Annotated in this window: 26 protein-coding genes; 6 read left to right on the top strand and 20 right to left on the bottom strand. The window is 72.5% G+C overall.

Annotated features, from left to right (window positions below):
• Positions 1–12 precede the first annotated feature (12 nt).
• The 7 genes from ABZZ20_RS17440 to ABZZ20_RS17410 all read right to left on the bottom strand — a co-directional run bounded on the left by ABZZ20_RS17440 (position 13) and on the right by ABZZ20_RS17410 (position 6,236).
• Entirely contained in the window at positions 13–792 is a 780-nt protein-coding gene (locus ABZZ20_RS17440) for an HAD-IIA family hydrolase (protein WP_356870288.1), read from the bottom strand.
• A gap of 136 nt (positions 793–928) precedes the next feature.
• Positions 929–1,444 carry an ATP-binding cassette domain-containing protein gene (locus ABZZ20_RS17435; RefSeq protein ID WP_356870286.1) on the bottom strand — a complete coding sequence of 172 codons (516 nt, stop codon included), beginning with the start codon at positions 1,442–1,444 and terminating at the stop codon, positions 929–931.
• The gene (locus tag ABZZ20_RS17430; protein ID WP_356870284.1) at positions 1,441–2,136 is read right to left on the bottom strand and encodes a phosphonatase-like hydrolase; all 696 of its coding nucleotides are present in this window, start codon (positions 2,134–2,136) and stop codon (positions 1,441–1,443) included. The genes ABZZ20_RS17435 and ABZZ20_RS17430 overlap by 4 nt, the downstream gene beginning before the upstream one ends.
• A 5-nt stretch (positions 2,137–2,141) precedes the next feature.
• On the bottom strand, positions 2,142–3,263 hold the full coding sequence (locus ABZZ20_RS17425) for a TIGR03364 family FAD-dependent oxidoreductase (RefSeq protein WP_356870282.1): 1,122 nt from the start codon (positions 3,261–3,263) through the stop codon (positions 2,142–2,144).
• Positions 3,264–3,411: 148 nt separating this feature from the next.
• Positions 3,412–4,176, bottom strand: coding sequence for a GntR family transcriptional regulator (locus tag ABZZ20_RS17420; RefSeq protein ID WP_356870280.1), 765 nt, complete (start codon positions 4,174–4,176; stop codon positions 3,412–3,414).
• Positions 4,177–4,209: 33 nt separating this feature from the next.
• Positions 4,210–4,944 carry a hypothetical protein gene (locus ABZZ20_RS17415; RefSeq protein WP_356870278.1) on the bottom strand — a complete coding sequence of 245 codons (735 nt, stop codon included), beginning with the start codon at positions 4,942–4,944 and terminating at the stop codon, positions 4,210–4,212.
• A 212-nt stretch (positions 4,945–5,156) separates the two neighbouring features.
• The gene (locus tag ABZZ20_RS17410; protein WP_356870276.1) at positions 5,157–6,236 is read right to left on the bottom strand and encodes an ROK family transcriptional regulator; all 1,080 of its coding nucleotides are present in this window, start codon (positions 6,234–6,236) and stop codon (positions 5,157–5,159) included.
• A 56-nt stretch (positions 6,237–6,292) separates the two neighbouring features.
• Here ABZZ20_RS17410 and ABZZ20_RS17405 point away from each other — a divergent pair, with 56 nt between their 5' ends.
• Together ABZZ20_RS17405 and ABZZ20_RS17400 are read left to right on the top strand one after the other, a co-directional pair.
• Entirely contained in the window at positions 6,293–7,393 is a 1,101-nt protein-coding gene (locus ABZZ20_RS17405) for a Gfo/Idh/MocA family oxidoreductase (protein WP_356870274.1), read from the top strand.
• 81 nt (positions 7,394–7,474) lie between these two features.
• Positions 7,475–8,671 carry an ALF repeat-containing protein gene (locus ABZZ20_RS17400; protein ID WP_356870272.1) on the top strand — a complete coding sequence of 399 codons (1,197 nt, stop codon included), beginning with the start codon at positions 7,475–7,477 and terminating at the stop codon, positions 8,669–8,671.
• Between the two features lie 76 nt (positions 8,672–8,747).
• Here ABZZ20_RS17400 and ABZZ20_RS17395 read toward each other — a convergent pair whose 3' ends face one another.
• The 4 genes from ABZZ20_RS17395 to ABZZ20_RS17380 all read right to left on the bottom strand — a co-directional run bounded on the left by ABZZ20_RS17395 (position 8,748) and on the right by ABZZ20_RS17380 (position 11,752).
• Positions 8,748–9,605 carry a fumarylacetoacetate hydrolase family protein gene (locus tag ABZZ20_RS17395; protein ID WP_356870270.1) on the bottom strand — a complete coding sequence of 286 codons (858 nt, stop codon included), beginning with the start codon at positions 9,603–9,605 and terminating at the stop codon, positions 8,748–8,750.
• Between the two features lie 122 nt (positions 9,606–9,727).
• Complete coding sequence (locus tag ABZZ20_RS17390; protein WP_356870268.1) at positions 9,728–10,420, bottom strand: YidC/Oxa1 family membrane protein insertase; 693 nt, start codon at positions 10,418–10,420, stop codon at positions 9,728–9,730.
• 122 nt (positions 10,421–10,542) lie between these two features.
• Positions 10,543–10,869 (bottom strand): DUF6412 domain-containing protein, encoded by a 327-nt coding sequence (locus ABZZ20_RS17385; RefSeq protein ID WP_356870266.1) that lies wholly within the window; start codon positions 10,867–10,869, stop codon positions 10,543–10,545.
• Positions 10,870–10,954: 85 nt separating this feature from the next.
• A complete protein-coding gene (locus ABZZ20_RS17380) occupies positions 10,955–11,752 on the bottom strand; it encodes a class E sortase (RefSeq protein ID WP_356870264.1) in 798 nt (265 codons plus the stop codon).
• A 56-nt stretch (positions 11,753–11,808) separates the two neighbouring features.
• Between ABZZ20_RS17380 and ABZZ20_RS17375 the strand changes: the two genes are divergently transcribed.
• Positions 11,809–12,810, top strand: a complete 1,002-nt coding sequence (locus ABZZ20_RS17375; RefSeq protein WP_356870262.1) for an SEC-C domain-containing protein — start codon at positions 11,809–11,811, stop codon at positions 12,808–12,810.
• Between the two features lie 21 nt (positions 12,811–12,831).
• Here ABZZ20_RS17375 and ABZZ20_RS17370 read toward each other — a convergent pair whose 3' ends face one another.
• Together ABZZ20_RS17370 and ABZZ20_RS17365 are read right to left on the bottom strand one after the other, a co-directional pair.
• Positions 12,832–14,019, bottom strand: coding sequence for a hypothetical protein (locus ABZZ20_RS17370; protein ID WP_356870260.1), 1,188 nt, complete (start codon positions 14,017–14,019; stop codon positions 12,832–12,834).
• 71 nt (positions 14,020–14,090) lie between these two features.
• Positions 14,091–14,627: a GNAT family N-acetyltransferase gene (locus ABZZ20_RS17365; protein ID WP_356870258.1), complete on the bottom strand. Its 537-nt coding sequence runs from the start codon at positions 14,625–14,627 to the stop codon at positions 14,091–14,093.
• Between the two features lie 154 nt (positions 14,628–14,781).
• On the opposite strand from ABZZ20_RS17365, the gene ABZZ20_RS17360 reads away from it, so the two are divergent.
• Positions 14,782–14,958 (top strand): hypothetical protein, encoded by a 177-nt coding sequence (locus ABZZ20_RS17360; RefSeq protein ID WP_356870256.1) that lies wholly within the window; start codon positions 14,782–14,784, stop codon positions 14,956–14,958.
• A 47-nt stretch (positions 14,959–15,005) separates the two neighbouring features.
• Positions 15,006–15,305 (top strand): hypothetical protein, encoded by a 300-nt coding sequence (locus ABZZ20_RS17355; protein ID WP_356870254.1) that lies wholly within the window; start codon positions 15,006–15,008, stop codon positions 15,303–15,305.
• A 13-nt stretch (positions 15,306–15,318) separates the two neighbouring features.
• Here ABZZ20_RS17355 and ABZZ20_RS17350 read toward each other — a convergent pair whose 3' ends face one another.
• From ABZZ20_RS17350 to ABZZ20_RS17330, 5 genes are all read right to left on the bottom strand, one after another.
• Complete coding sequence (locus ABZZ20_RS17350; RefSeq protein ID WP_356870478.1) at positions 15,319–16,602, bottom strand: DUF445 domain-containing protein; 1,284 nt, start codon at positions 16,600–16,602, stop codon at positions 15,319–15,321.
• 228 nt (positions 16,603–16,830) lie between these two features.
• Complete coding sequence (locus ABZZ20_RS17345) at positions 16,831–17,589, bottom strand: DUF1707 domain-containing protein (RefSeq protein ID WP_356870252.1); 759 nt, start codon at positions 17,587–17,589, stop codon at positions 16,831–16,833.
• A 158-nt stretch (positions 17,590–17,747) separates the two neighbouring features.
• Positions 17,748–18,710, bottom strand: a complete 963-nt coding sequence (locus ABZZ20_RS17340) for an ATP-binding cassette domain-containing protein (protein ID WP_356870250.1) — start codon at positions 18,708–18,710, stop codon at positions 17,748–17,750.
• A 6-nt stretch (positions 18,711–18,716) separates the two neighbouring features.
• Complete coding sequence (locus ABZZ20_RS17335) at positions 18,717–19,568, bottom strand: ABC transporter permease (protein ID WP_356870476.1); 852 nt, start codon at positions 19,566–19,568, stop codon at positions 18,717–18,719.
• Between the two features lie 7 nt (positions 19,569–19,575).
• Positions 19,576–20,403 carry an ABC-2 family transporter protein gene (locus tag ABZZ20_RS17330; protein WP_356870248.1) on the bottom strand — a complete coding sequence of 276 codons (828 nt, stop codon included), beginning with the start codon at positions 20,401–20,403 and terminating at the stop codon, positions 19,576–19,578.
• Positions 20,404–20,576: 173 nt separating this feature from the next.
• Between ABZZ20_RS17330 and ABZZ20_RS17325 the strand changes: the two genes are divergently transcribed.
• Positions 20,577–22,973, top strand: a complete 2,397-nt coding sequence (locus tag ABZZ20_RS17325; protein WP_356870246.1) for a transglycosylase domain-containing protein — start codon at positions 20,577–20,579, stop codon at positions 22,971–22,973.
• Between the two features lie 138 nt (positions 22,974–23,111).
• Here ABZZ20_RS17325 and ABZZ20_RS17320 read toward each other — a convergent pair whose 3' ends face one another.
• Positions 23,112–23,456 carry a co-chaperone GroES gene (locus tag ABZZ20_RS17320; RefSeq protein ID WP_356870244.1) on the bottom strand — a complete coding sequence of 115 codons (345 nt, stop codon included), beginning with the start codon at positions 23,454–23,456 and terminating at the stop codon, positions 23,112–23,114.
• 46 nt (positions 23,457–23,502) lie between these two features.
• Positions 23,503–23,820, bottom strand: coding sequence for a DUF3618 domain-containing protein (locus ABZZ20_RS17315; RefSeq protein WP_356870474.1), 318 nt, complete (start codon positions 23,818–23,820; stop codon positions 23,503–23,505).
• Between the last annotated feature and the right edge of the window lie 33 nt (positions 23,821–23,853).

The following is a 23,853-nucleotide window of genomic DNA, read 5'->3' as shown; positions in this document are numbered from 1 at the left end:
GACCCATTCGGATCAGACGAGATCGACCAGGTCGGCGATGGAGTCCACGGTCTTGGTCGGTCGGTACGGGAACTTCTCGGTGTCCTGGACGGAGGTCAGCCCGGTCAGCACGAGGAAGGTCTGCATCCCGGCTTCCAGCCCGGCCAGCACGTCGGTGTCCATCCGGTCGCCGATCATCGCGCTGCTCTCGGAGTGCGCTCCGATGGCGTTCAGACCGGTCCGCATCATCAGCGGGTTGGGCTTGCCGGCGAAGTACGGCTGCTTGCCGGTCGCCTTGGTGATCAGCGCGGCGACGGCGCCCGTGGCGGGCAACGGGCCCTCGGTGGACGGGCCGGTCTCGTCGGGGTTGGTGCAGATGAAGCGGGCGCCCGCGTTGATGAGGCGGACCGCCTTCGTCATCGCCTCGAAGCTGTACGTCCGGGTCTCGCCGAGGACCACGTAGTCGGGCTCGTGGTCGGTCAGGACGTACCCGATGTCGTGCAGGGCGGTGGTCAGTCCGGCTTCGCCGATGACGTACGCGGTGCCGCCCGGTCGCTGGTCGTCGAGGAACTTCGCGGTGGCCAGCGCCGAGGTCCAGATGTTCTCGACGGGAACGTCGAGTCCCATGCGGCTGAGGCGGGCCTGGAGGTCGCGCGGGGTGTAGATGGAGTTGTTGGTCAGGACCAGGAAGGGCTTGCCGGAGTCGCGCAGCCGCTTGATGAAGGCATCGGCGCCGGGGATCGGCGTGCCCTCGTGGATGAGGACCCCGTCCATGTCGGTGAGCCAGGATTCGATCGGCTTGCGCTCTGCCACTGGATTGTTCTCCGCTCTCGGTGGCCGTGACCTCTGACCTGTGACCCGCGACGTGTGGCCTATGGCCTGCGGACCGCTGGTCTGTACCACCCTATCGGGGCCGGGCCGTGGACGCTTTCGGCGTCCACAGCCCGGACTACGGGGACCCGGCGAGACCCCGGGCGGGACCGCGGGCGGGCCCCGGATCAGCCGCGCTTGACGTTGTCGACGCTCCAGCGATGTTGACGCCGGCGACCACGCAGGCTGCCGCGTAGTCGGATTCGAGGCGCCGGGCGTACGCCGCCATCCCGGTCAGCTCCAGGGCCTCGGCGACGCGCCCGGGGACTTCGGCCTTCGGGGCCTTCTGCGCCTTGAGGCCGAACGCCACGTTTTCTGCACCCGCATGTGAGGGAAGAGCGCGTACTGCTGGACGACCATGCCGATGCCAACGCCGGTGCGGCGGGAGCGCGGTGACGTCCCGCCCTGCGATCAGCACCCGGCCCGCGACGGGTCGTACGAAACCGGCGACCGCGCGCAGCGCCGTGGTCTTGCCCGAGCCGGAAGGGCCGAACAGCGCCAGGACCTCGCCCAGTTCGACGGTCAGATCGAGCCGGTCCAGCACGGTGGCGGCGCCGTACGCGACGGACACCGCGTCGAAGCGGATGCCGCTCAAGCCGACTCCACCAGGATCGGGGGCAGTTCGGCGATGGAGCCGAGGACATGGGTCGCGCCGTGCTCGGTGAGGGCCGCCCGGTCGTGGGCGCCGGTGAGGACGCCGGCCACGATGCCGGCTCCGGAGCGACGGCCGCTGAGCATGTCGTACGCGGTGTCCCCCGCCACCACGACCTCCCGTACGTCGGCCACGGCGCCGGTGCGCAGGAACGCGGCCAGCACCATGTCCGGGTAGGGCCGGCCGCGACCGCCCGCGTCGGCGGGGCACAGGGTGAGGTCGGCCAGCCCCTGCCAGCCGAGGGCGTCGAGGATGGCGTCCTGGGTGACGCGGGCGAATCCGGTGGTCAGGACGACGGTGCGGCCGTCGGCGCGGAGCGTCTCGATGACCTCGCGGGCGCCGGGCACGGGAGCGATGAGCCCTCCGTCGACGAGTTCTCCGTACGCCTCCTCGAAGGCGGTGTTGGCGCGCTGTGCGAGCTGCTCCGTACCGAAGAGGTGGCGGAAGACGGAGATCTTCGACTCGCCCATGGTGTCGCGTACGTAGTGGAGCTTGGCGCGGTGGTCGGCGGTGCCGGGTCGGACGCCGAGGCGCTCGGCGGCGCGTTCGAAGGCCTGCTCGACGAGGCCGCCGTCGGCGACGGTGGTGCCGGCCATGTCGAGGACGATCAGGTCGTTCTTGCGTGCGGTGGTCACGGCGGCTACCAGCCCAGTTCGTTCGCGGTGGTCTCGGCTATGGCGGGCGAGCAGGTCATCCCTCGTCCGCCGGGTCCGGTCACCAGCCAGACGCCGTCGCTGACCTGCTGGCGGTGGACGACTCGGGTGGTGTCGGTGCATTGCGCGTACACGCCCGCCCAGCGGCGTCGGACCTTCGGCAGCGGGCGGCCCAGGAAGGATTCGACGACCTCGGTGAGGTGCGCGGAGGGGTCCTCGTGGGTGTCGAACGCGAAGGGGTGTTCGTACTCATGGGTGTCGCCGATGGTCAGACCGCCGTCCTGGCGCTGGACCATCAGCAGTTGCATCTTGTGCGCGGCGGCGATCGACGCCTGCGGCTGCCCGGCGACGAGGGCGTCGAGGGCGGGGCCCTCGTACGCGGGGTAGTAGCGGAAGCTGTCGGCGTCCGCGACGGAGGTGGTGAGCGGCTCGCCGAGCGGGGCGGTCTGCATCATCTGGAGCCGGACGCGGCGCACGGGCAGGTCGGGGACCAGTTCGCGGACCAGCCCGGACAGCCAGGCTCCGGTGGCGAGGACGACGGCGTCGCCCCGGTGGACCTCGCCGTGGTCGTCGCGGACGGCGCCGTTCCCGACGACCTCGCGCACCTCCCGTCCGGGCAGGAAGGTGTACCGGCCGCGCGTACGGAGGGCCTCGCGCAGGTGGAGCTGTGCGGTGCGCGGCTCGACGGCCGCGTCCCGCGCGCACCACAGGGCGGCATCGAAGACGCCGCGCAGGGCTGGGTTGATCGTCCGCGCCTCTTCCGCGGTGACCAGTGCGTAGCCGCGGGCGGCGGCGTCGGGGCGGGCGGCGGCGGCCTCGGCGACGGCGTACTCGCGGGCGCCCCGGACGGGGGTGAGGGAGCCGATCGCGCGGAAACCCAGGCCGGGCACCTCCCCGCCGATCCGTTCCCAGAGGTCACGGGCGCGCAGGGCGGTCTCCAGTTCCTCGCCCCCGGCCCGTCCGCTGACCCAGATCTGGCCGAAATTGCGCAGCGAAGCGCCGCGGGCCTCGGCCTCCCGCTCGATCTGGACGACCTGGTGGCCGCGTTCGACTGCTTGCCAGGCGTGCATGGTGCCGACCACGCCGCCTCCTACGACTATGACTCTCACGCGGTCCACGGTGGGCGCGGCCCGTGGACCGCGCGGAGCGCGGCGGCAACGGGACGGCGAACAGCCCCCAACACTTGGACTAGACCCGTTACCTTTCCGTGATGCCGCTGCGCCCGTTTTCCTCCGTTTCGAGGTGCTCCGCCCGGTGCTACGAGGGCTTTAGCCGGGTCGTGAAGCTGAACCGGTCGCCACGGTAGAGCGAACGCACCCGCTCCAGCGGCCGGCCGGCCCGGTCCCGCGAGAACCGGTGGATGAGCAGCATGGGCAGGGCGGGGGGCGTGCCGATCAGCAGGGCCTCGCGGGGGGTCGCGAGGACCGTCTCCAGCTTCTCGTCGGCCTCCCCGAACGAGATCCCGAGGCGCTCGCGGAGGTAGCCGTAGAGGGAGGAGTCCGGCTGGAACTCGCTGTCCAGGCGGGGCGCCCGCGCCACGCGGACGTACGTGCTCTCCAGCCCCACCCGCTCGTCGTCGGCCAGCAGCACCCGCTCCAGGTGCCACACGGGCTCGCCCGGCTCGGCACCGATGCCCGGGGCGAGGTCGGGCGGGCAGGGGAACTGCTCCAGCCCGATCAGGTTGCGGCCGGGCCTGCGGCCCTGGAGCCGCACGCCCTCGGTGTAGCTCGCGAGCGACAGCGGCTGTTCGAGCTTCGGACCGGCGACGACGGTACCGCGCCCGGAGCGGCGCAGCCGGCCCTCCAACAGGAGCTCGCGCAGGGCCTGCCGTACGGTCTCGCGCGCCACCTCGTACCGCTCGGCGAGGTCGCGCTCGGTGGGCAGCAGGCCGCCTTCCCCGAGGTCGTCGAGAAGGTCCGCGATGCGGGCCTTGACGGCGTAGTACTTGGGGACCCGACCGTGTTCCGGGATGCCGAAGCGGACGGGCGAGCCGGGGCGGTGCTGCTGGATCCGTTCTTCCACGCTGGGACTGTACGCGGGCCGGGTGTACGGGGTTCAGCGCGCGGGAGTACGCAGCCGCCGCGCGCCCAGCACGAGCCCGCCGCCGGCGAGGAGGGCGGCTGCGGCTCCGCCGCCGTACGCCCAGTCACGCGGACCGGTGTCTGCCAGCGATCCCGCCTCGGCCGCCTCGTCGGGTCCTTCGACGGAGAACCGGTAGCCGCCCGCCTCGCCGACCCAGTCGCCGTCGTCAGCACGGCGCTGGACGAGGGCGGCATCGGCGAGGACATCGCCGCCGGGGGTTGCGGGGGCGAAGGCGAGGTGGACGCGGACCGTCAGGGAACCTCCGGCGCGGACGGTGAAGCCCGAGAAGGCCTCGCCCCCGTCGAAGACCGCGATGATCTCGTCGCGGTCGCTCCGTTCGAGGGTGACCGGGAAGGTGCCGCCGGGGGCATCGAATTCCATCCGGAAGTGCGCGGGGCGCAGCGCGCCGGCCTGATCCGTGAACACGACGACCGGATGGATGGCGGTGCATTCGGAACGTGTCGTGTTCGTGAGGTCCAGGAACCAGGTCTGCGGTCCGCCTCCGGTCCGGTACACGGCCGGCCCGCCCCGGATCCTGGCGCCGATGGGGAAGGCCGTGTTCTTCCCGTCCCCGCAGGTGGCCTCCATCCGGGACGGCAGCGCGGGCGCCGGCCGGGCGCCGCCACCGGTCCCGACGTCCGCACCGGCACGCGGCGCGGACAGGGCGACCAGGACGGCGGAGAGGGCAAGGGCTTTGCGCAGTCGCATGGAAGACCTTCGCTTCGCGGCTCGCCGGATGGGGCGGTGATCGGACGGGACGGTGATCGGACGGGACGGTGATCGGACGAGGCGACAATCACCCCGACCCCTCCGCACCCTCCCACGCACGCGGAACCAGCCTGCGCCGCCACGCACGACCAGCCCCCGGCGCCACCTGATCGGCCCCACACCACCCCGCCGACTGGCCGCGGGCAGAAGCCTCAGCCGCCGCGCCCGAAGAACGGCGCGAGCGCCAACTCCGCGGCCCCCTCGGCCACCCCGACCTCGGCCACGCCCACGGCCGGCACCTCGCCCCCCAGGCTCCGCGCCGCCAGGACGCCGCGCACCCCCGCCACGAACACCTCCGGGGCGGAATCCACCACCCGGCCGCCCAACCGCACCCGGTCCACGCCCAGGAGCGCCACCACGTTCGCCGCCCCCTCGCCCAGGATCCGCGCGGCCTCCGCCAGGTCCCCGCGCTCCACCGCCGCCAGGCACAACACCTCCGCGCAGCCCCGTCCCCCGCACCGGCACGGCGGCCCGTCCAGGCTGAGCACCTGGTGTCCGAATTCACCCGCCGCCGAACGCTCGCCCCGGTAGACCTCCCCGTCCAGCCGCAGCCCCGCCCCCAGGCCGGTGCCGAGGTGCAGGTACACCGAGGTCCCCGCCCCGGCGACCGCGGCCCCCGCGTTGGTGTCCTTGTCCACCACCACGGGCGGAGCCCCCGCCCCCAGCCGCGTCGTGACCGCCGCCCGCAGTGGGAAGCCCTCCCACGCGGGGAACCCCGTCACCCGCCCGAACACCCCGGCCCGCCAGTCGAGCGGCCCCGGCGCGGCGATCCCCACGCCCAGCAGCGGCCCCGGACCGGCGTCTCCGGCCACGCGTGCCACCGCCCGTACGACCGCGTCCACCACCGCGTCCGGACCGGCCCCGAAGTCCAGCGGCTCCCGGTGGTCCGCTGCGACGCCGCCGGCGAGGTCCGTCCGTACCGCCCTGAGCTCGTCGCGGTCCAGGTGCACGCCGACCGCGTACCGGGCCTGCGGCACGAGCCGCAGCAGCGTCCGCGGCTTGCCGCCCGTCGATGCGCTGCGGCCGGCCTCGCCGACCAGTGCCTCCGCCCGCAGCCGCGCGGTGATCTTGCTGACGGCCTGCGGCGTGAGCCCCGTGCGCTCGGCGAGCTCGGCGCGACCGAGGCCGGCGGGCCCGGCTCCGCGCAGCAGGTCCAGTACCAGTGCGTCGTTGTGCCCGCGCAGCGCCGGCAGGTTCACGCCGCTTCCATTGCCCCTGCTACCCCAGTCCACCTGCCTATTGTCCACCCTCCTTGCACTTAGGCAACACTGTTGCCAAAGTAGGCACCATGAACGCCTCCCCCAGCGCCCCCCTGCGCGTCGGCCTCGTCGGCTACGGACTCGCCGGCTCCGTCTTCCACGCTCCCCTCGTCTCGGCCACCGACGGACTCGTCCTCGACACGATCGTCACCTCCGACCCCGGCCGCCAGGCCCGGGCGCGCGAGGCCCACCCGGGCGTCCGGATCGCCAACACCGCGCAGGAGCTCTGGGACCTCACCCCGGCCCTCGACCTGATCGTCGTCGCCTCCCCCAACAAGACCCACGTCCCGCTCGCCACGACCGCGCTCCACGCCGGCATCCCCGTCGTCGTGGACAAGCCGCTCGCCGCGACCGCCGCCGAGGCCCGCGAGCTCGCCGACCTCGCCGACCGGACCGGCACCTTCCTGTCCGTGTTCCAGAACCGCCGCTGGGACAACGATTTCCTCACCCTGCGCCGTCTCCTCGCCGACGGCGAACTCGGTGAGATCCAGCGCTTCGAGTCCCGGTTCGAGCGGTGGCGCCCGCAACTCAAGGGTGGTTGGCGCGAGTCGGGGGCCCCGGAGGAGATCGGCGGCCTGCTGTACGACCTCGGCAGCCACGTCGTCGACCAGGCGCTGATGCTGTTCGGCCCGGCCGTGCGCGTGTACGCGGAGACCGACGTCCGCCGCTCCGGCGCCCAGGCGGACGACGACACCTTCATCGCCGTGACGCACGCGAACGGCGTCCGCTCCCACCTCTATGTCAGCGCGACCACCGCGCAACTCGGCCCGCGCTTCCGGGTGCTGGGTTCCCGGGCGGGCTACGTGAAGTACGGGCTCGACCCGCAGGAGGCGGCCCTGCGCGACGGACAGCGGCCGGGCGACGCAGGCACCACGTGGGGCCTGGAGCCCGAGCACCTGTGGGGCCGGCTGGGTTCCGGCGAGTCCCCGCTGACCGGCGGCGGGGCCCCGGTTCCGACCGCACCGGGGGACTACCCCGCGTACTACGCGGCGGTGGCGTCGGCACTGCGCGACGGCGGCCCGACGCCGGTGACCGCTCACGAGGCGGCACGCTGCCTGGCCGTGCTGGAGGCGGCCCGGACCTCGTCCCGGGACGGAGTGGCCGTGGATCTGAGCACTACATTGTCCTGAAAATATGCAGTTTGAGGGGCGTAAACGATCTATCCTGCACAGGCTGTCGATCATCGCGCGTATGACGAATGGAATCTGTCTGTGAAGCTGCCCCGGATCGCATCGGTCGTTGCCACCGCGGCGATCGCCCCGGCCGTCCTGCTCGCCTCTCCCGCCTTCGCCGCCGACGGCACCGCGCCGGCCGCAGCGTCGGCGCCGACCGCAGCGGATCAGGCCCCGGCCGGCCAGGGTGCGGAGAAGCCGGCCGAGAAGCCTGCGGACAAGCCGACGGAGGACCCCCGGGCGGCGAAGGACAGGGCCGCCATCCAGGCGATCCTGGCCGACCCGGCGAGCGGTCGCGGCGTACGCGAGGCGGCCGAGAAAGCGCTGAAGGGTACGGCCGCGGACATGCGGCACTTCCTTGAGGTCGAGTGGGCACAGCAGCAGCTCCAGGACGACCGGGTCCGGGTCGCCCAGATCGCGAGCGCGGGCGGTCCCGCGGTGCGGAAGGCAGCCCGGGAGGCCCTGCGGGTGGACACCCGGGAAGCCATCACCGCGTTCCTCACGCACGGCCAGCACGTCGCCCGCTTCGAGGACGACAAGGTCGAACTGGCGCGCATGCTCAACGGAGCGGGCAAGGGCATCACCGCGGCGGTCAACCAACTGCTGGACAACGGCACTCCCGAGCAGGTCCGCGCCTTCATCACGACCGGCCAACACACGGTCCGGGCGGAGGACGACCGGGTCGCGGTGCTGGGCATGCTGAAGGATGCCGGCCGGGGCCTGAAGGAGGGCATCATCAAGCTCCTCGAAGGCAACCCCACCCCCGCGCAGCTGCGCACGTTCGTGACGACGACGCAGCACGAGCTGCGCGACGACGACAACAGCGTGCTGATCTGGGCGATGCTCAACAAGGCCGGGACGGAGCTGAAGAAGGCCGCGATCGCCGCGATCAACGGCACGCCCGCGGACCGCGCCGAGTTCCTCAAGACCGGGCAGTTCACGGCCCGCGACAAGGACAAGGCCGCCGAGGGGCAGACCGGCAAGCCCGACACGGGCAAGGGCGGATCCACCGGCCAGGGCGGCGCCCAGCAGGCCTCGACCACGACCAGCACGACCAGCACGAGCACGGGCGGCAACACCAAGCTCACCGCGGCGGGCGGTTCCGGAGGCTCGCTCGCGAGCACGGGCGCCGGTGCCGAGACCGCGCTGCTCGCCGGCGGCAGCGCCGCCGCGCTCGGCGCGGGCGCCGGGCTGGTCGTCGCTAACCGCCGGCGCCGCACCTCCACCAAGGGCTGACCGGCGCCCCGGCCGCGCCCGCTCACGCTCACGCCCTCGGCGCCGTGCTGGCGGCGGGCGGCGAGGGCGTGAGCGGCTAAGCGCCCTTGAACTCCTGGCGCTGACGGCCCAGTCCTTCGATCTCCAGCTCCACGACGTCACCGGCCCGCAGGTACGGCTTCGGCTCCGGCTGGCCCATGGCCACGCCCGCCGGGGTCCCGGTGACGATGACGTCGCCCGGGTACAGGGTCATGAACTGGCTCAGGTACCGCACGACTTCGCCGACCGGGAAGATCTGGTCGGCGGTGCTGCCGTCCTGCCTGAGCTCGCCGTTGACCCACAGCTTCACGTCCAGGGCCTGCGGGTCCTCGATCTCGTCGGCGGTGACCAGCCACGGACCCAGCGGGGTGAACGTCTCGCAGTTCTTGCCCTTGTCCCAGGTGCCGCCGCGCTCGATCTGGAACTCGCGCTCCGAGACGTCGTTGACCAGCGTGTACCCGCCCACGTGCGCCAAACCCTCCGCGGCGGAGGAGAGGTAGCGGGCGGTGCCGGCGACGACGACGCCGAGCTCGGCCTCCCAGTCGGTCTTCACACTGCCGCGCGGGATGAGCACGGTGTCGTCCGGGCCGACCACGGTGTCCGCGGCCTTGAGGAACAGGATCGGCTCGGCCGGCGCTTCCGCGCCGATCTCGGCCGCGTGCTCGAAGTAGTTCAGCCCGATGCCCACGATCTTGCCGATCCGGCCGATCGGCGAACCGATCCGCAGGCCCTCCGCGTCCAGGACCGGGAGCTCCCCGGACACCGCCGCCTCCCGCACCCGGGACAGCGCGGAGTCGTCGGCGAGCAGGGCACCGTCCACGTCCGCGATCAGGGCGGACAGGTCGCGCAGGGATCCGTCCCGGTCGAGCAGTGCGGGACGCTCCGCCCCGACCGGTCCGACACGCAGCAGCTTCATGGGCATTCTCCCGTGGTCGTGAGTGGTCGACCCATGGGCGTGCCCCGGGCCGGACGATGGGTTGCGGCCATCGGAGGATTGGTTGATCCTCCAAGATGCCTGGCCAATCCGCAACACCGTGTTCACATCCCGGAACGGGCCCCCGCCCCCTCCGCCTGCGCCTCCGCCGGGGCCCGGGAGTCCTTGCGGTACTGGAGCCAGGCCCGCTCCGCCACGGACCAGGCGGTGGTGGTGACCAGGTACAGCCCGGCGGCCAGCGGCACCACGGCGGCCGTGATCAGCGTCCCGAACGACAGCAGCGGCAGCGCACCGCCCAGCTTGCGCAGCACCTCCTGCTGCTCGGCGCTCACCTCGGCGGCGACGCCGGGCCCGCCCTTGCGACGGGGGACGGCGATCACGGGAGCCGAAGCGGACGCGGCGGCGGCCCGCCGGCCCCGGACGGCGCTCCACGCGGCGACCGCGGCCACGGCCGCGAACAGCCCGAGGAACACCAGCCCCTGCGCCCCGAGGAGGCCTCCGTCACCGAGGGCGTCGCTCCACCGGGCACCCAGCGGGGCAGCGAACAGCCGGTGGTCCAGCAGCTCGCCGGACGAGGAGAACGCCCGGTACATGAGGAAGAACACCGGCAGCTGGAGCAGCACGGGGAGGACACCGGCCAGCGGGGTCGCACCGCGGAACGCGGCCCGGTTCAGCGGGTGCAGGGCGAGCCGTACGAGCACGGTGAACAGCACGATCGCGGCAGCGGTCGCGGACTCGGCCAGTACCGGCTCCAGCAGCCGGCCCAGCTCGACAACAAGGCGGGTGAAAACGGACACGCGGGCCCTCCGAAGGGTCTCGTCGAACGTCGAAAGGAATGCATTTCGGCGTGACGACCCGCGAGGGGCACAACAGCGAAGGAAGGGGAAGAAGAGGAAGAACGAAGGAGAACTGCGCGCCCCTACGCGGCCGTCGGGACCGCACGGCCGGGCGCCCTCGGCCGCGAACGGCCCGAGGCGTCGGGATCGCGCTGCGGCAGGAACGCCGTGCGCTGCTCGCGATCACGGATCGCGGTGCGTATGCGGTGCGGCGGCACGGGCCGCACGAGACGCGCGGCCAGAGCGGCTGCGCCCGCGGCGACGAGGGCGACCGTGGCCCCGAGGACGACCACGAGGGCGCTCAGGCCACCCTCTTCGGCCGACAGGCCGAGGACCAGGGGAGCGATGACCGCCCAGGCCAGCACCAGGAAGGACCAGGACGGCCACCGCCCACTGCGTTGCCGAGCCATGCAGACCGCCCCCTTCCCCTCCTGCGCACGAACTCCCGTACGCACGACCGATACTAACCGCGCCCACCGACAACGCGGCAGTGCCTCACGACTTCAACGTCCCCCAGACCACGAGCCGGTACCTGGAGGTGTACTCGGGCGTGCAGGTGGTGAGGGTGATGTACGCACCGGGCTCGACGTAGCCGTACTCCGGCCCGGCCGTGCTCCGCGGGACGGGCGCGATCACCCCGGTGTCCCGCTCGCTCGTCTGCCCCAGGGTCTTGCCCACCACGTACGTGAACCTGCGCCCCCGAACGTCGACGATCAGCTCGTCCCCCGCCGTGAGGCGGTTGACGTACCGGAAGGGCTCCCCGTGGGTGTTGCGGTGCCCGGCGAGCGCGAAGTTCCCCTCCGCCCCGGGTTGGGCGGTCCCCGGGTAGTGCCCGGCGTACCCCTTGTCCAGTACGGCCCGCTTGTCGACCCCCTGCGCGATGGGGACCACGACGCCGAGCCGGGGGATGCGCAGGACCCCGTACGCCGACTCCCGCGCGGGTGGGGCGGGCGCCGGCGGCGCGGCGGAACCGGCTCCGGAAGGAGCCGGCCCTGCCGCGGAAGGAGACGCGGGCGCGGACCCGACGGAGGGAGCAGGAGCGGGCGGGTAGGGGTCAGAGGAAGGCGCCGGGGCGGGGGTGGCGGCCCACTCCTTCTCCAGGTCGGCCACCTGGTGCTGCGCGGCGGCGAGGGCCTGCCGGTTGGTCCACCACACCTGGTGCACCACCAGCAGCAACAACACCACACCCACCGTGACGGTCAGCTCGGCGACGGCCCACAGCGCCCCGGCCAACGCTGCCCGACGCTCCCGTCGGCCAACCCCCCGCACCACCACGCGCACGCGATCCCGCACGGGCGGCACCTTAAGTCCTCCCCCGCCAACAGACCAGCACCAGTACGGTGGGAACCATGCGCCCCGATACGCCTGCCGAGCACATCGCCGAAGCCGAGCGCCTCATCCGCACGGCGACCCGCTACCCCGAAGACCAGGAGCCCTTGCTCCTCCAGGCCGCGGCCCATCTCGAACTGGCCGACGCACGCGAACGGGCGAGCGCGCTCTACGACCAACTGCTGTCCGGCGAACCGACCGACCCGTTCCTCATCAAGGCCTTCCAGGCGGCGAACCTGTGGGAGTACGGGCACGAGGCCGAGGCCCGCACCCTCATCCAGGGCATCCGCGCCGCCTCCCCGGTGGACCCGGCCCCGTGGGAGGTCATCGCGGAAACCCTCGAAGCACACGACGAACTGACCCTGTCGGAGGAGTGCTTCACCGAGGCGGCCACGCTCCTGATCGCCGAGGGCACCCCCCTCACCCGCGCGACCACCGCCCTCCTGACGGGACGCCACCGTGTGCGCCGGCTCCTCGGGCTCCCGCACGACGACTGGGACATGGTCGCGGACACCCGCCACATCGGCCCGATCCCGCTGGACGAGCTGCACGACCCGAAGCGCATCTGGGCCCTCGGCTCCGACGACCCGGCCGAGCTCCGCGCCGAGATCGCCCGCCTCCGGGCGGAACTGGGCGACCGTCGCGCCGCCCTCTCCCGCCCGTTTCCCGTGGCCATCCTGCACTGGCCGCAGCGGGAACTGGCCGAGCTCCTGACCAGTTACCCCACCCTCTCCGCGGAATACCCCTCGCACGAGGCGCACCTCACGCACATCGAGAGGTCCCTGCGCGCGCTGGCCACCTCGGGCACGACGAACCTCGGCATCGTCACGGCGAGCGTCCCGTCGTACGAGGCCTTCGCGGCATCCGAGAAGACCTCCCCGGCCTCCCCGTCCCTCCTCCCGGAGTACGCCACCACGCTGGCGGCCCGCGGCAAGGCCACCCCCTGGCCCCCGTCTCCCGCGGACCCCTGCTGGTGCACCTCGGGCAAGCCGTACGCGGAGTGCCACGGCTCCGACGACTGAGCCTTCTGCGACCGGGAACACTCATCTCGGCCTAGAGCTCCGCGCGCCGGCCCGCCCGTCGTCGATCGATCCGGTCGGCCGGCCAGCCGGTCGACCGGCCGACCGGCCGCGCGCGCGGTGCCCGCGGTACCCGGGCGAGCGGCCCGCCGTCCCGGCAGTCCCCGGGAACAGGAGGAGCTGCTGGTGGCCGCGGGCCCGGGCCGCGGGCGGGGTGCGGCGGTCGGCGCCGAGCACGAGGAGGGCGCTGAGGGCCGCGAGGACCTCCGTCGGGGCGTCCCGGAGCATCGCGGGGGTCGCGCTGGCCACCAGGACGCCGTGGGATTCCAGGCGCAGGGGGCGGCGCAGCGTCGCGTGCCAGGAGTCTCGTGCGTAGTGGTACTCCGCCGAGTCGATCTCCAGGGCCACGCCCTCGTCGGGCCAGTACGCGTCCGGGCTGGCCAGGAAGGCCCCGTCCGGGGTGTAGAGGCGGGCGTTCCACAGCGGGGTCGGCAGGTCCGTCGCCGTGAGGGTGTCGCGGGCCCGGGCCTCGGCGATCGAGCGGACCCCGGCCACGAGTTCCGCCGCGGCTGCCCCGATCGCTGGGCGGGTCAGGAGGCGGGCGGCGCGGAGTTCGGCGTGCAGGTCGTGCGGGTGGCACCAGCCGGCCTGGACGACGTGGGCCAAGGTGGAGCGGATGCTGTCGGGGTCCTCGGCGCGGGCCGCGAAATCGGCTGCCGCCCGGACGGGGCGGGTGCTCGGGATGCCGCAGACCGTGAGGGTGCGCGGCCATCGGGAGGTGGTCAGGGGGCGCACCTGCGGGGTGGCGAGGAGTCGGCGCGGGGCGCGGATCAGGACGTCGGCCGGGGTGTGCGGGGTGTCGCGGATGCCGAGGAGGGCGAGGGCGGCGGCCCCGGTGAGCGCGGCCGTGGCGCCGGAAAGGGGGTCCGCGGCGGGCTCGGCGGCGTACAGGACGGCGGCGAGGGCGCGTTGACGGTCGTCGGGCGGCCCGGTCTGCAGCAGGTACACCCGGGGCAGCAGACGCTGCCAGGGTCCGCCGGGGCGGGCGCGGGAGGTGATGGTTCCGTCGGGCACCCCTGCCGTGGTGAGCTGGTGGCGGGTGGCCAGGTTGAACTGCCGCCGGGCGGCGTGCGCGGCGGTCCTTGCATTCGCCTTGCCGTTCGTCTTCCCGTTCGTCCGTCCCTGGCCGACAGTCTGCTTCGTCGTGATCATGCTGGCGGTATGCCCGGCCCCGCGCCGCAGACACTCCTTCCTGGGGCCGGAAGGGTTCACCGGCCACAGCACTAGCGTCCGGGGTGGTCCGGGGACAGGAAAACGAGCACGCCCGTCCGGGTGCCCGGCAGGGCGGTGACCTCGTGCCAGCCCAGCCGGCGGTACGTGGCGACCGTGTCGGTGGCCAGGCGGGAGGTCAGCAGCCAGGCCCGCCGGTCCGGGGCGTCGGCGGTGATCTCCGTGAGCAGGGCCCGGCCGGTGCCGTGGCCGCGCGCGTAGGGCCGTACGGCGAGCTCGGCTATCTCCACCGCGCCCGTGAGGAGATCCCGCACCCGTGCCGGGCCGAGCTGCGCCGCGACCTGGGCGTAGCCGCGGTCCTTGGGGAAGACCGCCGGCGTGAGCCAGCCCGTGGCGAAGCCGTCGATGCCGGCCGCGGACTGGGCGAGGGCCGTACGGAAGCCCCGGCGCCGGGCGTCGGCCTGGAGGCGGACGGCGAACTGACGAATGGTTTCTTCGCCCTCGTTCCAAGGCGGGGCGGAGAAGACGTCGGCATAGGCGTCGACCAGTTCGTCCGCGAGGTCGAGGACGGCCCGTCCGTAGCAGATCACGATGTCCGAGCTCCTCTTTTTCCCGTTTGGGGTGGGAGAGTGAATGTATGCCCGTCCGGTTCCCGGAGCACGTATCGCACGGATCCGGCGAGTGTGCGACAAATCCCCTCTCCTTCCTCCGTATCGAGGGGCCCGGCACCCGCGTTGAGCAGCCGTGGACAGACTGCTTCGGGCCACCGGCCGGTGCGCGCTCGCCTTCCTCCTCGTCCTGGGCGTGGTGGCGCTACTGCCGCGCGCCGTGCAGGACGCCGTACCGGATTCCGTGATCGGCGGGGCCGTGCTCGTACTGGGGGCGCTGGGCGCCCGCCGGGTGGTCAGGCCCCCGCGCTAGCCTCGTAGCAGTACGACATGACGATCAGACGACTTCAGGGAGTTGGCATGGCGCGCGTACCGAGTTCCGCAGTGGCGGCCGCCGGACTGGTCGGCGGGTACGCCGTCGCCCGGTGGACGAAGAAGCGCCCGCTGGGCGGTGTCGTACTCGGCGCCGCAGGGCTGGCCGCCGGTCGGGAATGGCACCGGCGCGGCGGCGCCCCCGCAGCGGCCGGGCTCGGGGCGCTGTACCTCGCAGGCTTCGCGGGCGCGCACCCGCTGGCCAAGAAGGTCGGTGCGTGGCCGGCCGTCCTCGGGGCCGCCACCATCGTGGCGGTCGCCTCCTGGGCCGTCGCCGACCGCGGCTGAACACGGAGGACGGCTACGCGCCGAACGCCTGCGAGACCGCGTAGATCAGCAGCCCCGCCAGGGCGCCGACCACCGTGCCGTTGATCCGGATGAACTGGAGGTCCCGACCGATGTGGGCCTCGATCTTCCGCGTCGTGTGCTCGGCGTCCCAGCCCGCCACGGTGTCCGTGATCAGCGAGGTGATCTCGGCCCGGTAGGTGGTGACCACGTACACCACCGCTCCCTCGATCCAGCCCTCCAGCTTCTCCTGGAGCCGGGCGTCCGTGGCCAGCCGCGCCCCCAGCGAGAGGAGCGAGGACCGGACCCGCAGCCTCAGCTCGCTCTGCTCGTCCTCCGCCGCCGAGATGATCATCGACCGCACCGCGGTCCAGGCGGACGCGATCACGTCCTGGACCTCCTCGCGTTGCAGGATCTCGGACTTGAGCCGCTCGACCCGGGCCCGCGTGTCCGTGTCCGACTGGAGATCGGCCGCGAAGTCCGTGAGGAACCGGTCCACCGCCCCGCGCGCCGGATGCTCCGGCATGTCCCGCATCTCCGTCAGGAAACGCAGCAGCTCCTTGTAGACGCGTTCACCGACCTTGCGGTCCACGAACCGCGGGGTCCAGCCGGGCGCGCCGCCCTGGACCGCGCCCATCACCGAATCCCCGTGGGTCACCAACCAGTCGTGGGCCTTGACGCAGACGAGGTCGACGACGCGGTGGTGCCCGCCGTCCACGACGACCTTCTCCAGGGTCTTGCCGATCCCCGGGGCGATCTCGGCGGTCTCGGCCCGCCGGGTGATGGCCTCGCCCACGACGGCCTGTACATCGGAATCGCGCAGTACGGTAAGTGCCCCGCGCAACGCCGTGGCCAGCTCGTCCGTGACCCGGTCGGCGTGCGCGGGCTCGGCCAGCCAGGTGCCGAGCCGGGCACCGATGCCGAGGGCGTGCAGGCGGGCGCGGACCACGTCCGAGGAGAGGAAGTTCTCGCCGACGAACTCCCCGAGGGAGACGCCCAACTGGTCCTTCTTGGTCGGGATGATCGCGGTGTGCGGGATCGGCAGGCCGAGCGGGTGCCGGAACAGCGCGGTGACGGCGAACCAGTCCGCGAGCGCGCCGACCATGCCGGCCTCGGCGGCGGCCCGGACGTAGCCGACCCAGCCGCCCGCGCCGGTGTGCTCCGCCCACGTGGCGAGTACGTAGACCAGCGCGACCAGGATCAGCAGACCGGTCGCGGTGGCCTTCATCCGGCGGACGCCGCGCCGGCGCTCCGCGTCCGCCTCGCTGAACACGAACCCTCCGCGGGCGGGCGGCGGCACCCGCGGCGGGGGAGGCTGGGCCGGCTGGGCGATGCCCCGGCCCGGTCCGGTGCCTCCGGTGGTGGTGCGGTCGTCCACGTGCTTCTACCTTCCCCCGGGCGCCGGTTTTGTCTGCATAGCATCCGACTCCCCGGAGGTCCGAGGAGTTCCCGGCGCGCCGGATCGCATGCCCGCCGCCCCTGGCCGAGCGGCGTGAGGCGGCGTGAGTGACCCTGCGGGTCACTCCGCCTACGGCTCCTTGCGGAGGTTCGGGCCGCCGCCGTCCGAGCGCTCCGCGGAGGTCCCGGGCTCCGCGGCCCGGTCGGATCTCTCGGACCTCTCGACCTCCTCGGCCCTCTGGGACTTCGGGGGCTTCGCGGACTTCGGGGGTTTGACCCGGACTTCCACCCCGCCCCAGAAGGCCAATCCCGTCACGATCACCCTCGGGCCGCCCGGAACCGGGCTGCCCGGGTCCTCGCGCCGGTCGAAGGCGCCCATGACGCCGATGCCGCGGACGTCCACCTCCACCCCCGGCGGGACCTTGATCTCGATGCCGCCCATGATCGCGACGCAGTTGATCACGACCTCGCGTTCCGCGAAGTCCGCCTCGCGCAGGTCGAGCTCGCCGCTGCCCCAGAACGCCACCGCGTTGAAGCGGGCCGGTACCGTCCAGTTCCCCTTGCGCTGGAAGCTCGACATCACCGCCACGGCCGTGGCCGACGTCGCGGGCGGCCCGCCGGCGCCGATCCGGCCCGGCCAGGAGCCGTCCGGCCCCGCCTGCACCGGCGAAGGCGCCGCAGTGGACCCCGGAGCGGGCAGGTCGCGGGTCAGCGGCTCCAGCTCCGCGTACGTCCGCGAGGTGTACGCCGCCTCCAGCCGCTCTTCGAACTCCTCCATGTCGAGCCGGCCCTCGGCGACGGCGTCCCGCAGTCGCTCCACCACCCGCTCGCGGTCGGCGTCCGACGCCCTCAGCTCCGGCAACGGCTTCTGCGGCCGCTCGTCAGTCATGGGAAACAGCCTATGCAGCCACCACCGGGAGTCATACGACTTATACCCGGGTCCGCCCCCGGGCCCGCCCCTGATTTTTCCCTGGCCCCGGTCCCAAATCCCGCCCCAAATCCCGCCCCGAACCCGAACCCGAACCCGGCCCCCGGCCCCGCCCCGGCTCAGCCCCGCCCCGCGTACATCCGCGCGATCACGTCCTCGATGTCCGGTTCCCGCAGCGACAGGTCCCGCAACGGATAGCGCGCCGCCACCTCCGCCACCAGCGGCGCCGCCGACGCCCCCGCCGGGAACGCCAGCCACTGCCGCGCCCCGTCCACCTTCACCACCCGCGCGCTCGCCACGCTGATCTCCGGAAGCTCTCGCTCCAGGTCCACCACCAGCGTCCGCTCGCCCTCCCCCATCGAGTGCAGACCGCCCAGCACCCCGTCGTACACCAGCCGCCCGTGGTCGATCACCATCACGCGCTCGCACAGTTGCTCGATGTCCTGGAGGTCGTGCGTGGTCAGCAGCACCGTGGTCCCGAGCTCCGCGTTCAACTGCCGCAGGAAGCCCCGCACCTTCGCCTTGCTCACCACGTCGAGCCCGATCGTCGGCTCGTCCAGGTACAGCACATCCGGATCGTGCAGCAGCGCCGCCGCGATGTCCCCGCGCATCCGCTGCCCCAGCGACAGCTGCCGCACCGGTACGTCGAGCAGTTCGCCCAGGTCCAGCCGGTCCACGCAGCGCTCCAGGTTCTCCGCGAACCGCGCCCGCGGGATCCGGTACATGCGCCGCATCAACCCGTACGAGTCCTTCAACGGCAGGTCCCACCACAGCGTGGTGCGCTGCCCGAACACCACCCCGATCCGGTGCGCCAGCTGCATCCGCTCGCGCGCCGGGTCGATGCCCGCCACCCGCAGCCGTCCGCCGCTCGGGGTGAGGATGCCGGTCAGCATCTTGATCGTGGTCGACTTCCCGGCGCCGTTGGGCCCGATGTAGCCGACCACCTCGCCCCGCGCCACCTCGAAGCTGATCCCGTCCACGGCCCTGACCTGCCGCTTCTCCCGGCGCATCAGGCTCACCCGGCGCCGTACGTCGAAGACCTTCTCGACGCCGTCCAACTCGATCAACACGTCCCTGCCCACGACCGATCAGCTCCCCGTGCTCCGGTACGAACGAAGGCCCGCGCGCCACGCCAGCGACGCGGGCACGAACACCGCCAAGGCCACCAGCGGGCTCAGGAACGCCACCCACCCCGGAAGCCCCAGCGGATCGGGCCGCCCCAGCACATAGAGCGCGGGCAGCCAGTTGACGAAGGCCAACGGCACGATGAAGGTGACCCCGCGCAGCAGGTCCTTGGCGAACACCGTCGGCGGGTACTGGAGCATCGTGTTGCCGCCGTACGTGAAGGAGTTCTGCACCTCCGCCGCGTCCCCGGCGACGAACTGGAACGCCGCCCCGACCACCATCACCGCCCCGAAGATCGCCGCCCCGGCGACGATCATCACTGGAACCAGGAACACCTTCCCGGCGCTCCAGTCCACGTCCAGCGTCGCGACCGCCCAGATCAGCACCGCCAATCCCTGCCCGATCCGCCCCACCCGGCGCAGCGCGAAGCGGTCCGCCGCGACCTGCGCGAGCACCGGAACGGGGCGCACGAGCATGGTGTCGAGGGAGCCGTCGCGGATCCGGACGCCGATCCGATCGGTGTTGCCCAGCAGCAGGTCCGCGAGACCCAGGGAGGCCGAGCACGATCCGTACAGCAGGGCGATCTCGGGCAGCGTGAAGCCCCCCAGCACGTCCACGTGCGAGAACATGATCCAGATCGCAACGAAGTCGAGGAACTGGATGGCCGCGTTCCCGAAAGCGGACAGGAAGAAGGACGTCCGGTACGTCATCGTCGAGCGGACCCACATCCCCACGATCAGCCCGTACCCGCGCAGCCCCTCCCTCGTACGGCTGCGCCCCGGTTCGTCGAACGGCCGGGGCACCCGCCGCTCCAACGTCGCCTCAGCCACCCTGGACCACCACCTTCCGCGTCGCGACCGACTGCACGATCCGCCCCAGGCCCAGCAGTACGAACGCCCACCCGGCCTGGAACCCGAGGGCACGCACCGCACCGCCGGCCCCGTCGTGCCGCCCCAGCAGCACGTCCAGCGGCACCTGGAGCACCGCCGCCCACGGCAGGACGCGCACGAACTCCCCGAAGCCGCCCGGGAACACGGTCAGCGGCAGCAGCATCCCGGAGAAGAAGATCGTGACGACGGTGGCCATCATGTTGATCCCGGCCCCGTCCATCAGCCAGAACGCCGCCAGCCCCAACAGGAAGCGCACCGCGAAGCTCACGAGCAGCGCGAGCAGCACGGACACCAGGAACAGCAACCAGCGCACCGGGTCGTCGGGCAGGGCCAGTTGGAACGCCCACGCCCCCGCGAGCAGCGGAACCACCCCGCGCCCCAGCAACTGGAAGCCGGCCCGGCCCAGATCGGCCGCGAGCCACCACAGCTGGAGGTCGGCGGGCCGGTACAGGTCGACGGCGATGTCACCCGTACGGATGCGCTCCTGCATCTCCTCCTGGAAACCGCCGCCGATGAGCGCGCCCGCGGCGAGCAGCGACTGGCTCACCCAGACGAAGGTCAGTGCCTGCGCCTGGTCGTAGCCGCCCAGTCCGGGCCGCTCGTCCCACAGCGCGACGTACGTGTACGCGAGGATGAAGCCGAAGACGGTGTTGGTGAACACCCCTGCCGCCGTCGCCGTCCCGTAGGTGGCGTAGCGCCTGAACCCGCCGGCCGCGACAGCCGTATAGAGCCGCGCTCCGTGAGCCGTTGCCTGGCGCACCGTATCCTCCGTTTTCCCGGTCGTTCCTACGTCGGCCAAAGCGCGCGAGCTTAGTGCGGAGGGGCGATCCACGCGACCGATTTACGCCCGTCCAACGCGGAATGAGCGGTCATCGGGTAGACAGCGTGGAGTACAGATGCGGATATTTCGTACGGCGTCGAGGAGTCCTGGCGATGAGCGACCAGTCACCACCACCGGGCTGGACCCCTCGTGACCCCGACACCCCCGCCCGGCCGCCGACGGAACCGCGTACGGAAGCCGAGCGCCAGCGGAAACGGACCGGTCGGCGCCGCCTCGTCCCCACCTGGCGCATGGTCGTCGGCGCGCTCCTGCTGGTCGCCCTGCTGACCATCGGCGCCCTCGCCGCCGGCTACCTGCTGGTCGACATCCCGCCCGCCAACTCCGCCGCGACCGCCCAGTCCAACGTCTACCTCTACGCCGACGGCTCCCAGATCGCCCGCGACGGCGAGGTCAACCGCGTCAACGTCTCGCTCTCGCAGATCCCCCGCACGGCGCAGGAAGCCGTACTGGCCGCCGAAGACCGGGACTTCTACGCCGAACGGGCGGTGGACCCCAAAGCCATGCTCCGCGCCGCCTGGAACACCGCGACCGGCAAGGGAACCCAGTCCGGCTCGACCATCACCCAGCAGTACGTCAAGAACTACTACCTGGGCCAGGAACAGACGATCAAACGCAAGGTCAAGGAGTTCTTCATCGCGATCAAACTGGGCCGCGAGAAGTCGAAGGACTACATCCTGGAGGGCTACCTCAACACCAGCTACTTCGGCCGCAACGCCTATGGCATCCAAGCCGCCGCCCAGGCCTACTACGGCAAGGACGTCGGCAAACTCACCACCGCCGAAGGCGCGTACCTCGCCACCCTCCTCAACTCCCCCAGCGCCTTCGACGTCGTCGCCCACCCGAAGAGCCGCGACCGCGCACTCGCCCGCTGGAACTACGTGCTCGACGGAATGGTCAAGAAGCGGTGGCTGTCCGAGACCGAACGGGCGGCCACCCGGTTCCCCGAACCCGGCAAGATCCGCCCGGCCGCCGGCCTCTCCGGGCAACGCGGCTACCTCGTCGAAGCCGTCAAGGACTACATCTTCGAGCACGAGATCCTCGACGAGAAGACCCTCGCCGAGGGCGGGTACCGCATCACCACCACCATCGACAGACGCCGCCAGAACGCCTTCGTCGACGCCGTGGACGAGAAGGTGGTCAGCCACCTCGACCCGGAGGTACACAAGGCGGACCGGTTCGTACGGGCCGGCGGAGCCTCCATCGACCCGGCCACGGGCAAGGTCGTCGCCATGTACGGGGGCATCGACTACACCAAGCAGTACGTCAACAACGCGACCCGGCACGACTACCAGGTGGCCTCCACCTTCAAGCCGTTCGTCTTCGCCTCCGCCGTGGAGAACCGCTCCCACACCCAGGACGGCCGGCCGATCACCCCCAACACCCTCTACAACGGGAACAACAAGCGCCGCGTGGTCGGCGCCCGAACCCCCTACGCCCCCGAGAACGAGGGCCAACTGTCGTACGGCAACATCACCGTCACCACCGCCACCGACCTCTCCGTCAACACCGTCTTCGCCCAGATGGTCGTCGACGTGGGCACCGTCAAGGTCAAGAAGACCGCGATCGACCTCGGCATCCCCGAGGACACCCCGAACTTCGTCCTCGGCCCGGCCATGGCCCTGGGCACCATGCAGGCCAGCGTCCTGGACATGACCCAGGCCTACGCGACCCTCGCCGACCACGGCCGCTACACCCCGTACACCTTCCTCGAAAAGATCGCCAAGGACGGCAACAGCATCCCGCTGCCCGACCGCACCCCGAAACAGGCCGTCAGCCGCGAGGCGGCCGACACCACCACGTCCATGCTGGTCAGCGTCGTCGACAACGGCACCGGTACGGCGGCCCTCGCCGCAGGGCACCCGGCCGCCGGCAAGACGGGCACCGCCGAACTCGACCGCTCCGCCTGGTTCGCGGCGTACACCCCGGACCTGGTCACGGTCGTCGCGATGATGGGCCAGGACCCCGACACCGGAACCCTGGAGTCCCTCTACGGCGCGCTCGGCGAGGCCCGGATCAGCGGTGGCGGCTACCCGGCCAGGATCTGGGCGCAGTACACGAAGACCGCGCTGGAGGGCAGCGACCCCCTGGACTTCGACCTCGAACTCCAGCCGGGCGCCGCCCCCTCCCCGCCGCCCTTCGTCCCGGACACCCCGCAACAGACACCGGACGAGAACACCCCGCAGTCCCCGGCGCCGCCGAACCGGCCGAACCGGCCGAACCGGCCGACGGGCGGGCAGGACCAAGGAGGTCAGGCCCAGGGCCGGACGCAGGGACAGAACCAAGGACAGACAGAGGGCCAGACGCAGGGTCAGGCGCAAGGACAGGCACAGGGCCAGACCACGGACGGTCAGAGCACGCAGGGCGAGACCACGGGCGGCCAGACCGACGCGGGCACCACCACCGGAACGACGACGGGCACCGCCGCCGGCACCCTCGGCGGCGCCACGGGTGGCCGGCGCCCCCGCCCCCCGTCCCCATACCTGGATTGACGTCCGCTCCCCCGTCCCCACCACGGCAACGAGCAGCAAGCAGACGAAGAAGATCCGGGCGGCGGTGCATCACCGTAGCGAGCCCACGCAAAGGGGCCGGTGACGTCGGTCACCGGCCCCTTACCCGTACGGAACCCGCTAGAGGTACAGCCCGGTGGAGTCCTTCGACCCCTCCAGCCGCTCCGCGGCCACGGCGTGCAGGTCCCGCTCGCGCATCAGCACGTACGTCGCCCCCTGCACCTCGACCTCGGCCCGGTCCTCGGGGTCGTACAGCACCCGGTCGCCCGGCTCCACACTGCGTACGTTCTGCCCGACCGCGACCACCTCGGCCCAGGCCAGCCGCTTGCCCACGGCAGCGGTGGCCGGGATCAGGATGCCGCCGCCCGAGCGCCGCTCGCCCTCGGGCGAGTCGGACTTCACGAGCACACGGTCGTGCAGCATGCGGATGGGCAGCTTGTCGTGGGTGGTGGTGTTGTCGCTCACGCCACGAACCTACCCGCCCGCGCCCCGCCCGTGCGCCGCAGGGTCATCAGCGCTTGCGCCGCGCCGACACCACGAGCAGCCCGACCACACCCACCGCGAGCAGCGCGACGGGCGCGATCCGCTCGAAGCGCGGGGTGCCGTCCTCGTGGCGCAGGCCGTCGCGCAGATCCGTCACGAGACGGTTCACGGCGACGACGGCCCGCCCGGCGGTGTGGTCCACCGTCGAGGCGACCTTGGCCTTCGCGTCCCCGACGATCGTCTTCGGGTGCATGCGCACGCCGATCTCGTCGAGCGTCTCGGCGAGCTGCTCGCGGCGGCGGACGATGTCCGCCTCGATCTGTGCGGGGGTCCTGGCTTCCGGCACCGCGCTGCCTCCGTCGTCGTGGTCGGGTCGTGC

This window comes from Streptomyces sp. NPDC006430 (genome assembly GCF_040612395.1).
GTDB lineage: Bacteria > Actinomycetota > Actinomycetes > Streptomycetales > Streptomycetaceae > Streptomyces.
The sequence above is the reverse complement of the archived record's forward strand: the minus strand, read 5'-3'. Positions and strand labels throughout refer to the sequence as shown.